We start from the raw sequence: 13,334 nt of genomic DNA on the forward strand, positions 1-13,334 counted from the left end.
GGGTTGTTCCCTCAGATGTCGCTTTCCTGATGCCTCAGGAGTCGGCTCCGCCGAGCGCGCCCCCGTCGATGCCGGGTGTTGTCCTGGCAAGGCGGGCCTTGCCGGCCGGGGCCGGGAGCGTCCAGTTGTCGGCGAGCTGCTTGAGACCAGGCGTCTCGATCGATGTGAACTTGCCTCCGTCGGCCGCCGTGGTGTAGCCGCCGTTCGGCGAGCACATCAGGGGCCGATACTTCTTCGGGGTCAGTACGCATTCGAAGTCGGCGACCTTGCCGTCACCGTTGAGGTCCTTGTTCGGGTGGTTCAGGCCGACCAGGTGCCCGATCTCGTGGTTGACAGCGTTCCTGGTTATGGCCGCGTTGATTGCCTTGTTGCTGCTGAACCAGTCGGGCCGCGACCAGTACTCCGTGTCGATCCAGGACCACCCGCCCCACACGCTGTGGTCACCGGTGTTGAAGCAGTGCCACGCGCGGGACATGCCTTTCCTGCCGTCGAACGGCCGGTACTTGGTGCCCAGCGTCAGGACATGGCGCGGCTGGGCCGCGCACCCCTCAGGGGATGCCTTGAGAGTCGTCGAGACGGTGAACTTGATGCCGGTCACCGAAGTGAGCTGGGCGGCAGCCTGTTTGGCGGCCGGGCCGAGCTTGGTCCGGGCGTCGGCGCTGGCGAACTGGATCGTGTAGCCGGTGCCGTCCCCCGACAGGGAGTGGACGTTGGGCAGTGCCTTCCATCCGTTGCCCGAGTACACCTGAGTGCCGGCTGCGTCGGCAGAGGCGGCGGGAAGGAGTAGCGCGAAGGCTGTGCCAGCGGCTATGGCGAAGAGCTTGCGCCCCAGGCCGGTGTGTTTCATACGGGTCCCCGAAGTCTTCGTTGTCTGGGATGTCGGCGACTCGTGGGGCGCATACTCACACGCGGCACAATGGCCCGCGGCCCCCCACCGAGTAGCTTCCGCGAGACATTACAGGCCAATGCTTCACACGGTGTCACTGGCTACCTGGGTGGGGCAGAGCTGCCCTGCGCAGCGTCGGCGTCCACGTCCTGATCGCCTTCCGCGTCAACGCCGACGGCCAACGCGGTTCCCACGGCGTCGACTTCGCCACCCGGCGGGCGCAGCTGACGGGCCGATGAGCCTGCCGGCAGCTGCTGTCTGCCGGAGCATCGGGTCTTCGTCCGCCGGCTCGCTGCCGGCTCCGAGGTCGAGCTGATCACGGGGGTCGCGAGCGGATGCGTTGTCTCTGGCAGGTTGTTGCCACCTTGAGGCGCTCCGGAGGGGTCTGACACAGACTCCGGTCATGACCTCAGAAACGATCACCGCGGCGGCCGCGGGCACCTGGGAACTCGGCGACCTGACAGTCAACCGGATCGGTTTCGGCGCGATGCGCCTGACACAGAACGGCCGGGCGTTCGGGAACGGCATCCCGAGCGATCGTGACCGGGCGATCAGCGTGCTGCGCCGCGCCGTTGAGCTCGGTGTGAACCACATCGACACCGCCGCGTTCTACTTCTCGCCGCTGCGCTCCGCCAACGAGCTGATCAATCGCGCACTGGCCCCGTACCCGGATGATCTGGTCATCACGACCAAGGTGGGGCCGGGCCGGGATCCTTCGGGTGAGTGGCTGTGGGCCACGCCCGGGCAGTTGCGCGGCCAGGTCGAGGAGAACCTGCGCCAGCTCGGCCGTGACCACCTCGACGTGGTGAACCTGCGCATCCCACGAAGCCTGGCAACCGGCTCGATCGCCGAGCATTTCGGTGCGCTGGCCGGTCTGCGCGACTCCGGGCTGATCCGCCACCTGGGCATCTCCAACGTCAGGCCCGAACAGCTCGCCGAGGCCCGGACCATTGCGCCGGTGGTTTGCGTGCAGAACTCCTACGGCGTTGGCGCACGGCCCGAGGATCACGACTTCGTGCGCGCCTGCGGGGAGCAGGGCGTCGCGTTCGTACCGTTCTACGCAATCGCCAGTGCCGGGGGTGACGCGGGTGCGAGCGCCACCGACAGCGAAGAGGTACTCGCCGTCGCAAGCGCGCACGGCGCGACGGCCGCGCAGGTCCGGCTGGCGTGGACCCTTCAGCAAGGACCGCACGTGCTGGCCATCCCCGGCACCGGCAATCCGGACCACCTCCTCGAGAACGTGGCCGCGAGCGCGCTGCGGCTCTCTGCGGACGAACTGGCCCGCCTCGATTCACTCCACACGGGCGGAGAGTGAGTGAGGCTGTCCACGAACTCCACGTCTGCCTGTCGAGGTATCTCACACTTCCACTTGGGCGATTCGATCCAGCAGGGTCTGCGCGCGCTGCGCCCGCAGCGTCGTGATGCAGTGCCCCCTGCGCGGCAACTGCGCCTGGCTTGACCTCTGTTCTTCGAGGGAAGCCGCGCGTAGATTCCAGACGTCGACGTTGTGATCACTGCTGGGGGGCAGACGTGGACTGGGGGACGCTCGTCGCGGCGGTCAGTGGTGGCTCTCTTGCCATTTCCGGCACCGTTCTGGCTGACTACCTGCGCCATCGCCACGAAGATGACCGGGGAGTCGGGGCACGGCGGCGGGCTGTGTACATCGAGTTCATCGGAGCCGCTGGGGCGTGCCACGCGCGGTTGCGCCAGATCGCGCAAGCCCCAGGTGCCGAAGTCGACCTGGGCACAGCCACCCGCGCGGCACTGAGCGATGCAGCGATCTATGAAGTACGTGAACGTCTGTTCATCGATGCGACCGCGGCCGTCGCCGGTGCCGGGCAGGTGATGTTCGAGCAGCTCCGTGCTCTTCAACGTGCGGTTGCGGCAGGGGCTTCGCTGGTGTCACCCGCCTTCCACGATGTCTACCACCCCTACATCGGCGCGGTCTGGTCCTATCGGGTCGCCGTGCGCAAGGAGCTTGAAGGCCAGTCCCTCTCGCCCGCGGTTTTCGGGTGGGACGGGTGGGACGGCAAGGACCGGTGCCCGATATGCCAAGCGGCGGTCGCTGCGGGAGAGTGAACAACACGGTCCCCGCCTACGACCGGTGTGGCGAGTGCGAGCGGACGCAGTGTCCGCTGGTCAGGTCGTGTGCGCGACGGGCCGGCGAGGCTTTATGGCCCATCGGATCGTCGTGATCAGCGCATGTCCACCCAGTCGTACGCAGGTTTCCTCGATCCCCGGCAGATGGGGCAGCCTCAGCGGCTTGCGGGCCCACAGCGGAAGTGTGGACACAGCGTTGGCGGTGAGGACGGCGTACGGGACTCGGGCGATCCAGGGCAGGGGCGGGTGGAGGAGTATGAAGCGCGCTGCCTCGCGGGCCTCTTGGGTCGCGCGCAGTTCCGGGCGGTAGGCAGCGAGCCGGTCGGCCAGCTCGCCCTGGTTCCGTGGAGGGTCGGTCACACCGAGCGCGGCTGCGACGCGTGCAGTGTCGGCGATGTATTCGTCGCACCCGGTGGCATCCAGGGGATGCGCGCCGTAGCGCTGGTGGGCCTGAAGGAAGCTGTCTACCTCGGCGATGTGCACCCAGGCGAGCAGATGCGGGTCGGCGGCGTGGTAAGTCTCCCCGGTGCGGGTGGTCCCTTTCACGCGGTCGTGCACCGCTCGGACGCGGTCGACCGCTTGCTGGGCGTCGTCGGCGGTGCCGTAGGTCGTCACGGCGAGGAATGTGCTGGTGCGCTGCAGCCGCCCCCACGGGTCACCCTGATAGCCGGAGTGAGCTGCCACCGCGGCCATGGCCAGCGGGTGCAAGGACTGCAGCAACAGGGCCCTCAGTCCGCCGATGAACATCGAGGCGTCGCCGTGGACGGTACGGATTGGCCTGTCCGGACCGAACCAGCGAGGTCCCGGTGTGTCATGAATGCGAGCACGATTTTCCGGGCCCGCGGGGCCTGCGACGCGGGTGAAGAGGCTGCTGCCAAGTCGCTCCCGCAGGTCGAAAGCCCCGGGTACTGACACGTTCACCCAACAAGTATCCGCCTGGAACAGGAGTCGATAGGCGGGCGCCGACGACTGCGCCTCGAAGATCGCCGACTGGTCCTGGTGCAGCTGGCCGGCCCTGACATCGGCTGAGTCGAGGACCACGCGGGAGACGTTGATCGGCCCCGTGGTCGTCCAGGTGATGCAGCACTGCCGCGGGTAGCCGGCCCCACACACCGGCCCGCGACCGCATCATGAACGGATGGTGGACCGTTGACTTCCCCGGGCCATGAACAATCCAACGAGCGGTCACCACATGGGAGGCAGCTCTATTTATCCAATTCCTCGTCGAGCCGGTCAACGAGGATCATCGCCACATCGTCCGCCAGGTGGCCCTGGGTGTGGCGGACCAATCCCTGGTGCAGTTGTTCCAGGAACTCGGGCGGGGTGCGTTCGTTCAGCGCTTCCATGGCCTCGGGCAGAGCGAAGAATTCTTTCTCGCTGTTGCGGGCTTCTGTCACGCCGTCGGTGTACAGCAGCAGGCGGTCGCCGCCTGCGAACGGATGGCTCTCCGCCTTGGCCGGAGGGCCGGTGATGAACTCTTCCAGACCGAGGGGCGGCAGTGGTGAAGCGGGCATCACGGCCTGAACCTTGCCCTCACTCAGCACCAGGAGAGGCAGATGGCCACGGTTGACGAACTCCACTACGGGCCCGTCCGGCACCTGAGCCACGAGCGCGGTGACGAACGATTCCGACTGATCTTCCTCAGCGTCCTGATCGATGCCGCGCGGCATGGCGCGCTCCCGTCGCAGCGCAGCCGCACAGTGGTTGATGACCTCCACCAGGTCATCTTCATAGTGCACGGACTCCCGGAAGGCGCCCAGCACGGCTGCGGCCGAGCGCACAGCAGGAAGCCCCTTGCCGCGGACGTCTCCGACGATCATCCGGACCCCGTACCGGGTCTGCACAACCTCGTACAGATCACCGCCGATCTGCGCCCCCGTCTCCGCCGCGATATACATGCTCGCCGCCCGCACTGGGCCGAGTCGGTCGGGTACGGGCCGCAGCAGCACCCGTTGGGCCGCCACGGCAATCCGGCGAATCTGGTTGAGCTCGTTCTGCCTGTGAGTGTGCACCGCGCTACTGGTGGTGACGCTGGCCGCGGAAACCAGGAAGAGAGCCAGAAAGTTGGTGTAGACCTGCTGGCTACCCCACGCCTGGTTGTAGGTGGCGGTGGTAACACTGATGGCCAAGGCGAAAGCCGCTGCCGCGAAGGTGCCTTTGGGGCCCATCGCCACCGCGGCCAACGCCGGAGTCGCGGTGAGGAGGGGCCCGGTGTACAGAAAGTGTGCAGGTGAGAACTCGATGACCACCACCAGCACTGCGATCGCGAAGGGCACACACTCCGCCAGTGTGTAGAGGGCCCGGCTATGGCCGCCCGCCCCTGGTCGGGGAGAGGAGCGGAAGAGCAACCGCATGGATACAGCGTGCCTCGTCGCAGCTCCATGCTCCACTCGGCGGCTCAAGCACCCGCCAACTCACGTACCGACTCGACGTGGCGTCGAAGTGCCCGCGGTGACCTGGGCTGGTCGCGCCGCGCCATCGCCTCGGCCCGATTTCTGCGCGTAGACACAATGCACGTCAGCCAATCCTTGCGCACACGCCACTTGAATGCGGGCTTCGCGCGCGACATGAAGAGGGCCGTATAGGGCACCCGCCATCACGTGAGTATCCACAACCGACCCCGATCTCCGGAACTTCCTGGCCATGGCACTGAGCCTTGCACTGTGAATCCGCTGTCGGTCGACTCGGCTTCCAGTGCACCGAACGGAGGAGATGATCGCCATGAACACATTCCCAGTCGCACTTGGCCGCGGAAGTGTGCCCAGCCTTGCCGCCGATAGCGAATGGCTCACGGGAATTGCCCCGTTTTTCATTGGGATCGTTGTGGTGGCCTTCTTGATCGGCCTGGTCGGCTGGGGGATCCGGCGAGGCCGCAGCAGGCCGCCCCGTCCCGATGAGCAGCCTCGACGCCCTGCACGCCGGACGCACATTGAGGAAACTCGTGAAGCCGACGACTTCGGCAGCGAGGGCGAGAGGCTTACCCCGCATGAGCTGAGGGGTTTCGGGAACCAGGGTTCCCGGTCGGCTCCCGACAAGGACGTCGGGAAACGCGATGGGTGACGGGGAAAGGGAAGTCGCGGGCAGCTGTGCGAACGGACACGATCACGCAGCCGTCCCCACGGTGGGTGTGGAGGAGGAGTACTTTCTCGTTCACCCCGGGAGCCGCTCCGTGGAAGCGGGCGGTTCCAGGGTGGTCGCACGAGCTTCCTCCGTGATGGGCGATCTGGTCTCCGGCGAGTTCACGGAATACCAAATAGAAGGAAAGACACCACCGTGCTCCAGCTTCGCGGAACTCTTCAGCCAGCTGGCCTGGATGCGCGGTGCCGCCTCCGCAGCTGCCCAGGTCGAAGGGCTACGCCTGTGCGCATCGGGTACTCCGGTCATCGGAGGCAGCGGACCGGCCGAAATCGGAGACCATCCGCGCTATCGGGCCAGCGTGGACCAGTACCGTGCCATGCTCGACGACTTCGCCGTCTGCGCATTCCATACACATGTGCATCTGCCGGACCGAGAGCTGGGCGTACTGGTGAGCAATCACCTCAGACCCTGGCTGCCGCTTCTTGTGGCGATGAGCGCCAACTCTCCCTTCCACCAAGGGCACGACACGGGCTACGAAAGCTGGCGTTCCGTCGTCAGAGGGCGTTTCCCTTGCCTGGGGCCGCCGCCGTACTTCGAATCCCTGGATCACTACGAGCGCCTCGCCGTTGCCATGCAGGAATCCGAGGCCATGCTGGACGCGGCCATTCCTTTCTGGGACATCCGGCCCAACCCGCGTCTGCCGACGCTGGAGATCCGGTCCATGGATGTGATGCCGGACATCGATGACGCCGCGGCCATGGCGGTCCTGATCAGGGCACTCGCGGTGACCGCGGCGGCACGAGTCCGGCGTGGCGACCCGGGCCCGCGCCCCAGCAGTGAGCTGCTGCGTGGGGCGTACTGGCGCGCGGCGCGGGACGGCTGGTCGGGCAACGGCGTCGACGCGCTCACCGGTCGGATACTTCCTGCCTCGGTGCAAGCCGCACGGTTGGTCGACCACGTCCGGCCCGCGCTGGAAGAGCACGGGGACATGGGCCAGGTGAGGGCATTCCTGCGGAGGTTGGCGGTACGGGGGTCCGGTGCCCAGCGCCAGCGCGCCTCTGCCGAATCGCGCCACGGCCTTGTCGGCGTCGTGGATGATCTCATCCTGCTGACGGTCGGCAGCGTTGCATCCGCCTCACGGCAAGCACCGTCCGGGCCCCAGGGCAAACCGGATGAAACAGTCCATAAATTGTTCCGCTCGGCGTGAGAATGCCGCCTCAGTGGGCACTCGCGACTGTGACGGAATTGGCGGCTGTGAAGCACGAGGCGTCGCAAGCAACAGAGGTGACATGGATGCTCAGTCTGGAAAAGGATGGCCGGGGCGGCCGTGTACTGGTTCCGCCAAGGGTTTACGCCCCGCAGGACGACACGCTCCTGCTCGCGCAGGCATTGGAACGCGAGCCACTGAGACCGGGTGCCGACGTCCTCGACGTGGGGACCGGCGGAGGAACCCTGGCCCTGGCCGCCGCCCGGCGCGGTGCACGCGTCACCGCGGTCGACCGGGCCTGGCGTGCCGCGCTGACAACCCGCCTCAATGCAGCCCTTGCCCGGCTGAAGGTGGAAGTGCTGCACGGCGACCTACTGGCTCCGGTCGAGGGCCGCCGCTTCGATCTCATCCTCAGTAATCCGCCTTACGTGCCCGCACCCGGGCCTGGCCTGCCGCGATGCGGCCCCGCCATGGCCTGGGACGCAGGACGCGACGGCCGGGCCGTGGTGGACCGAATCTGCGACGGGGCCGCGAGCTTGCTCCGCCCCGGCGGGGCACTGCTGCTGGTGCACTCCGGCCTGTGCGGCGTCGCTCAGACACTGGCGCGTCTGAACAGGGCGGGCTTGCGGGCTGAGGTGGTGGACCGCCGCTGTGTCCCCTTCGGGCCGGTGTTGAGCTCACGAAGACGGTGGCTGGAGGCCCAGGGGTTGATCGAGCCCGGCGACGAGAAGGAAGAGCTGGTGATCTTCCATGCCGACCGAACCGACTGAGCCGACCGAACCGACTGAGCCGACCGAACCGAGTGGGCCGACCGAACCGAGTGGGCCGACCGAACCGACTGTGCGGCGGCGTCGCGTCACCCTGACGAAGGACGGCCCGATGCTTGTCGAGGGCCCTGTCGAAGTGGTTCTCGACGACGGGGGTACGGCGGTGTCGGACCGTTTCAGCGTTGCGCTGTGCACTTGCCGGCGCAGCCGAACATATCCGTGGTGCGACACCAGCCACCGTCGCCGGGGGAAGCGGCGAGAACAGTGAAGGCTCCCGCGCGAACCTCTGACGGCCGTCTGGCCGAGCCTGTCCTGCCGGAGAACCGGGGGGAGCTGTCGTACGGAGTCGTACGCGCACTGCATGGCCGCCCCGGCCACCCTTTGCCGGAGGGAGAGGTGGTGGCATGCGCCGCTCCGTATGGGGACGACCTGCAACTCGCGCTCTACCTCTGCTACGAACTGCACTACCGGGGGTTTTCCGGCGTCGACCCCGACTGGGAATGGGACCCTGGACTGCTGCGCCTGCGCGGGCAGATGGAGCGGTGCTTCCTCGCCGCACTGCGCATGGACGTAGGGCGGCGCAGGGGGGTGCAGGAGGCGCTCGAGGACATCCTCGTCGAACCCCTCAACGGCACGGGAACGTCCCATTTCCTCAAGGACCGGGGCGAGTTGTGGCAGCTTCGTGAGTACGCGGCCCAGCGGTCCCTCTACCATCTCAAAGAGGCCGATCCGCATGCATGGGTCCTCCCGCGTCTCTGGGGCAGGGCCAAAGCGGCGATGGTGGCGGTGGAGTTCGACGAATTCGGCGCGGGACGTGCGGAGCAAGTGCACGCACAGCTCTTCGCCGATCTGATGGCGGACCTCGGCCTGGACACGGACTACGGCCGATATGTGAATTCCGCCGCTTCGGGAATGCTGACGAGTGTCAACCTGATGTCGCTGTTCGGCCTGCATCGGGCGCTGCGGGGTGCTCTGGTAGGGCACTTCGCCGCCGTCGAGGTGACGTCGTCGCCGGGCTCGCGCCGCATGGCTCAAGCACTGCGGCGGGTCGGCGCAGGACCGGCCGCGGTGCACTTCTACGCGGAGCACGTTGAGGCGGACGCGGTGCACGAACAGGTCGTTCGGCGGGATGTCATCGGCGGTCTGCTCGAAGAAGAACCCTGGCTCGAGGAAGAGGTGGCATTCGGCATCGACGCCACGGGCTGGGTCGATTCCCGATTCGGTGACCACCTCCTCTCGGCGTGGCGCCGCGGTCACTCCAGCCTGCGGAAGCCGCTGTGATACACCGGCCTGCCCGCGGAAGCCGCCTGTGATGACCTTCAGCCATTCGAGGGTCGCTCGTCACGGTGAACAGCACGCCGTCCGGATCGCGCAGGGTCGCCTCCACGCTACAAGGGGCGAGGCCCAGTGTTTGCGCCGCTTCAGGGCAGGTCGGTTGCGGTATGAGTCACTCATTTGCTCGCTTGGGTGCCGCGTACGTGCTTTGTTTCGGCCGCGTTCCCAGGCACCTTCCGCCGGCGCTCCACGTGCCGCGAATCGTGGCTTGGTCCAGCCTGGATACGCGACGAGGCGCACAGCGCGACCGGACGAAGGGCCATGGCGGATCCCCACAGCAGTCCGCACGACGCGGGCACGACTGGAATACTCGACACCCAGTCCTGCATCACCGTGCGGGTGAACGGAATCTCCCAAGCCGTCACGGTCGACAACCGCGAATCGCTCCTGGACGTGCTCCGCGAACGCCTCTCACTCACCGGCGCGAAGAAAGGCTGCGATCACGGCCAGTGCGGCGCGTGCACCGTCCTGGTCGACGGCAGGCGCGTCAACAGCTGTCTACTCCTGGCAGTCGCGCAGGACGGCACTGACGTGGTGACGGTGGAAGGGCTGGCCGAGACTGCCAGTGACCGCCTGCACCCCTTGCAGCAGGCATTCCTCGACCGGGACGCGTTCCAGTGCGGCTACTGCACCCCTGGTCAGATCTGCTCGGCGCTGGGTGCCATCGACGAAGCGGCCGCGGGTCACCCTTCGTGCGCCACGGACCCGGCACATCCCACGGACGGTCCTGTGACGCTGACAGCGGCGGAGATCCGGGAACGACTCAATGGCAATCTGTGCCGCTGCGGCGCGTATCCGAACATCGTCGACGCCGTCGGGGATGTCGTCCGATGAAACCTGTCGCCTATGTCAGGGCCACGACCGTCACGGAAGCGGTCGCCGCGCACGGAGGGCGGCCCGGCGCGTACTACCTCGGCGGTGGCACGAATCTCGTCGACCTGATGAAGCTCGGTGTGGAGACCCCCCACATGCTCGTCGACATCGCCCGGCTCCCGCTCGGCACGGTCGACGAATTGCCGGACGGTGGTCTGCGGATCGGCGCGACCGTCCGTAACAGCGACCTGGCGGCCCATCCCGCGATACGCGCCCGCTACCCCCTCCTGTCCCAGGCGCTCCTGGCCGGTGCATCCGGCCAACTGCGCAACGCCGCCACGACCGGCGGAAACCTCCTGCAGCGCACTCGGTGCGGGTACTTCCAGGATCTGGGCAAGCCTTGCAACAAGCGGGTGCCCGGCAGCGGGTGCGGGGCACGCGACGGAGTGCACCGCGACCACGCCGTACTGGGGCACTCACCGCACTGCATCGCCACCCACCCGTCCGACATGGCGGTCGCCCTCGCCGCCCTCGCCGCCACGGTCACGCTCCAGGGGAGGGGCGGCGAACGAGCTGTGCCTGTCACAGAGTTCTACCGACTGCCCGTCGACCGGCCGGACCGGGACACGGTGATCGAGCCGAGCGAACTCATCACCGGTGTGCTGCTCCCCGCCGACCCCGCAGGCCTTCCCTCGGCCTATCGCAAGGCGCGGGACCGGGCCTCGTACGCCTTCGCGCTCGCCTCGGTGGCTGCTGTCCTCGAGGTGGTGGACGGCCTGGTGCGCCACGTGGGGCTGGCCTTCGGTGGCCTTGCCCACGTGCCGTGGCGGGCACGCGAGGCGGAGGCGCACCTCCTTGGAGTGCCGCCCACGACGGAGAACATCAGCCGCGCCGTCGATGCCGAACTGGCCGCGGCGCAGCCCCTGCGCGACAACGCCTTCAAGGTCGGCCTCGCGCGCAACCTCGCGACAGACGTGCTGTCCCGGCTCGCCGACCGGACCTGAGCCGAACCGCGTCCCAAGCCCAAGAAGGAGCCCGCGATGGGTCACACCCCTCCGGCGCTCGGCACGCCCGCCGCGCGCAGGGAAGGCCGGGACAAGGTCACCGGCGTCGCCCGCTACGCCTTCGAACACGCCCCTGCCGGCTGCGCGTACGCATGGCCAGTGCCTGCCACCATCGCCCGGGGAGAGGTTGTCGCTATCGACGACTCCGCCGCGCTGGCCCTCCCGGGCGTGATCGCCATCCTCACCCACGCATCGGCCCCGCGGCTCGCCGAGCCGGACGACCCTACGCTCGCCGTGCTCCAGAACGCCCACGTGCCGCACCGGGGTTGGTACGTCGCTCTCGTCCTCGCGAACTCCTTGGAAGAAGCCCGCGAAGGTGCCCGCCTGGTCGAAGTCGCCTACGACGCGCCGCAGCCGCACGACGTCATCCTCAGGGCCGACCACCCCCGCGCCTATACACCGGAAGAGGCCAACGGCGGCCATCCCGCGGTTCGCGAGCGCGGTGACGCCGACGCCGCGTTCGCGGACTCGCCCGTGCGCGTGGATGCCACCTACGTGATCCCGCCACTGCACAACCATCCGATGGAACCGCACGCCGCCACCGCGGAGTGGCAGGACGGGCGGCTGACCGTGCACGATTCCAGCCAGGGGTCGACCAAGGTCCGCGAAGCCCTGGCCGTTCTGTTCGCACTGCCCGAAGGTGACGTGACCGTCGTGTCCGACCACGTGGGCGGCGGATTCGGTTCCAAGGGCACCCCTCGGCCGCACGTGGTGCTCGCCGCTCTGGCTGCGCGGCACATCGGCCGACCAGTGAAGATTGCCCTGCCGCGGCGGCAGATGCCGGCGGTCGTCGGCCACCGCCCTCCCACGCTGCACCGCGTACGGCTCGGTGCGGGGGACGGCGGCATCCTGAATTCCCTCATCCACGAGGTCACCACGCATACCTCACAGATCAAGGAGTTCGTCGAACAGGCGGCGGTGCCCGGGCGCGTCATGTACGCGTCGCCGCACAGCCGCACCAGCCACCGCGTTGTGGCGCTCGACGTCCCGACCCCGTCGTGGATGCGGGCACCCGGCGAGGCCCCGGGCATGCACGCGCTGGAATCGGCCATGGACGAACTGGCCGAGAGCCTGCACCTCGACCCGGTGGAGCTGCGTATCCGGAACGAACCCGGCAGGGAACCGGACAGCGGCCGGCCCTTCAGCAGCCGGCATCTCGTCGAATGCCTCAGGGAAGGGGCCCGCCGCTTCGGCTGGGCGGAGCGTGACCCGCGGCCCGCAATCCGGCGCACCGGCCCGCTCCTGACCGGCACCGGCGTCGCGGCGGCCACCTACCCCGTTCTCGTGGGACCTTCCAAGGCCACGGCCCATGCGCGGGCCGACGGCACATACGTCGTCCGGATCAACGCGACGGACATCGGCACAGGGGCCCGTACCGTCCTCGCGCAGATCGCGGCTGATGCGCTGGGCGCCCCGCTGGAGTCCGTACGCACGGAGATCGGCAGCAGTGATCTGCCGTCCGCATCGCTCGCCGGCGGGTCGTCCGGGACCGCTTCGTGGGGGTGGGCCGTCCACAAGGCGTGCACCGCGCTGGCTGAACGCCTCGCCGAGCGGCCCGGACCGGCGCCCGCCGAGGGCATCACCGCCCGGGCCGACACCGCTGCCGACGTGGACCGTGCGTCGCCCTTCTCCCGACACGCGTTCGGAGCCCACTTCGCCGAGGTGCAGGTGGACACGGACAGCGGTGAGGTACGCGTTCGCCGCCTTCTCGGCATGTACGCGGCCGGCCGCATCCTCAACCCGCGTACCGCGCGGTCCCAGTTCGTGGGCGGTATGACGATGGGGCTGGGCATGGCCCTCACCGAGGGCAGCACCATGGATGCCGCGTTCGGTGACTTCGCCGAAAGCGACCTGGCCGCTTATCACGTGCCCACGCACGCGGACGTGCCGGTCATCGAGGCGCACTGGCTCGATGAGCGGGACACCCATCTCAATCCGATGGGAAGCAAGGGGATCGGCGAAATCGGCATCGTCGGCACGGCCGCGGCCATTACCAACGCCGTCCACCATGCCACCGGCGCCCGCTTTCGCGAACTCCCACTGACGCCCGACCGGGTACTGGCCGGGATTCAGATGTACTGACG

The 13,334-nt window shown here is 68.2% G+C and carries 13 protein-coding genes and 1 pseudogene; 10 read left to right on the forward strand and 4 right to left on the reverse strand.

Annotation, left to right across the window (positions count from 1 at the left end; translation table 11 throughout):
* Positions 1 to 34 precede the first annotated feature (34 nt).
* On the reverse strand, positions 35 to 847 hold the full coding sequence (locus OG735_RS39105; RefSeq protein WP_327327888.1) for a hypothetical protein: 813 nt from the start codon (positions 845 to 847) through the stop codon (positions 35 to 37).
* A gap of 442 nt (positions 848 to 1,289) precedes the next feature.
* Between OG735_RS39105 and OG735_RS39110 the strand changes: the two genes are divergently transcribed.
* Complete coding sequence (locus OG735_RS39110; protein WP_327327889.1) at positions 1,290 to 2,201, forward strand: oxidoreductase; 912 nt, start codon at positions 1,290 to 1,292, stop codon at positions 2,199 to 2,201.
* Between the two features lie 215 nt (positions 2,202 to 2,416).
* Positions 2,417 to 2,965: a CchlQ gene (locus OG735_RS39115; protein WP_327327890.1), complete on the forward strand. Its 549-nt coding sequence runs from the start codon at positions 2,417 to 2,419 to the stop codon at positions 2,963 to 2,965.
* Positions 2,966 to 3,025: 60 nt separating this feature from the next.
* On the opposite strand, the gene OG735_RS39120 is transcribed toward OG735_RS39115, so the two are convergent.
* The 3 genes and pseudogenes from OG735_RS39120 to OG735_RS39130 all read right to left on the reverse strand — a co-directional run bounded on the left by OG735_RS39120 (position 3,026) and on the right by OG735_RS39130 (position 5,262).
* A complete protein-coding gene (locus OG735_RS39120; RefSeq protein WP_442812646.1) occupies positions 3,026 to 3,901 on the reverse strand; it encodes an oxygenase MpaB family protein in 876 nt (291 codons plus the stop codon).
* A 96-nt stretch (positions 3,902 to 3,997) separates the two neighbouring features.
* Positions 3,998 to 4,151 (reverse strand): annotated as a pseudogene (locus OG735_RS39125) (IS5/IS1182 family transposase); the annotation flags it as partial.
* Positions 4,152 to 4,191: 40 nt separating this feature from the next.
* Positions 4,192 to 5,262: a PP2C family protein-serine/threonine phosphatase gene (locus OG735_RS39130; RefSeq protein ID WP_327327891.1), complete on the reverse strand. Its 1,071-nt coding sequence runs from the start codon at positions 5,260 to 5,262 to the stop codon at positions 4,192 to 4,194.
* Positions 5,263 to 5,707: 445 nt separating this feature from the next.
* On the opposite strand from OG735_RS39130, the gene OG735_RS39135 reads away from it, so the two are divergent.
* The 8 genes from OG735_RS39135 (at position 5,708) to OG735_RS39170 (ending at position 13,332) form a co-directional block, all read left to right on the forward strand.
* Complete coding sequence (locus OG735_RS39135) at positions 5,708 to 6,046, forward strand: DUF6479 family protein (protein WP_327328609.1); 339 nt, start codon at positions 5,708 to 5,710, stop codon at positions 6,044 to 6,046.
* Complete coding sequence (locus tag OG735_RS39140) at positions 6,039 to 7,271, forward strand: carboxylate-amine ligase (RefSeq protein WP_327327892.1); 1,233 nt, start codon at positions 6,039 to 6,041, stop codon at positions 7,269 to 7,271. The genes OG735_RS39135 and OG735_RS39140 overlap by 8 nt, the downstream gene beginning before the upstream one ends.
* 86 nt (positions 7,272 to 7,357) lie before the next feature.
* Positions 7,358 to 8,041: a HemK2/MTQ2 family protein methyltransferase gene (locus OG735_RS39145; protein WP_327327893.1), complete on the forward strand. Its 684-nt coding sequence runs from the start codon at positions 7,358 to 7,360 to the stop codon at positions 8,039 to 8,041.
* 109 nt (positions 8,042 to 8,150) lie between these two features.
* A complete protein-coding gene (locus tag OG735_RS39150; RefSeq protein WP_327328610.1) occupies positions 8,151 to 8,306 on the forward strand; it encodes a CDGSH iron-sulfur domain-containing protein in 156 nt (51 codons plus the stop codon).
* A gap of 29 nt (positions 8,307 to 8,335) precedes the next feature.
* Positions 8,336 to 9,319, forward strand: coding sequence for an iron-containing redox enzyme family protein (locus OG735_RS39155; RefSeq protein WP_442812647.1), 984 nt, complete (start codon positions 8,336 to 8,338; stop codon positions 9,317 to 9,319).
* A 315-nt stretch (positions 9,320 to 9,634) separates the two neighbouring features.
* Positions 9,635 to 10,207, forward strand: a complete 573-nt coding sequence (locus OG735_RS39160; protein ID WP_327327894.1) for a (2Fe-2S)-binding protein — start codon at positions 9,635 to 9,637, stop codon at positions 10,205 to 10,207.
* The gene (locus tag OG735_RS39165) at positions 10,204 to 11,190 is read left to right on the forward strand and encodes an FAD binding domain-containing protein (RefSeq protein WP_327327895.1); all 987 of its coding nucleotides are present in this window, start codon (positions 10,204 to 10,206) and stop codon (positions 11,188 to 11,190) included. Before OG735_RS39160 ends, OG735_RS39165 begins: the two co-directional genes overlap by 4 nt.
* A gap of 36 nt (positions 11,191 to 11,226) precedes the next feature.
* The gene (locus tag OG735_RS39170) at positions 11,227 to 13,332 is read left to right on the forward strand and encodes a xanthine dehydrogenase family protein molybdopterin-binding subunit (RefSeq protein WP_327327896.1); all 2,106 of its coding nucleotides are present in this window, start codon (positions 11,227 to 11,229) and stop codon (positions 13,330 to 13,332) included.
* Positions 13,333 to 13,334: the final 2 nt, after the last annotated feature.

Origin of the sequence: Streptomyces sp. NBC_01210, from assembly GCF_036010325.1 — a bacterium.
GTDB lineage: Bacteria > Actinomycetota > Actinomycetes > Streptomycetales > Streptomycetaceae > Streptomyces.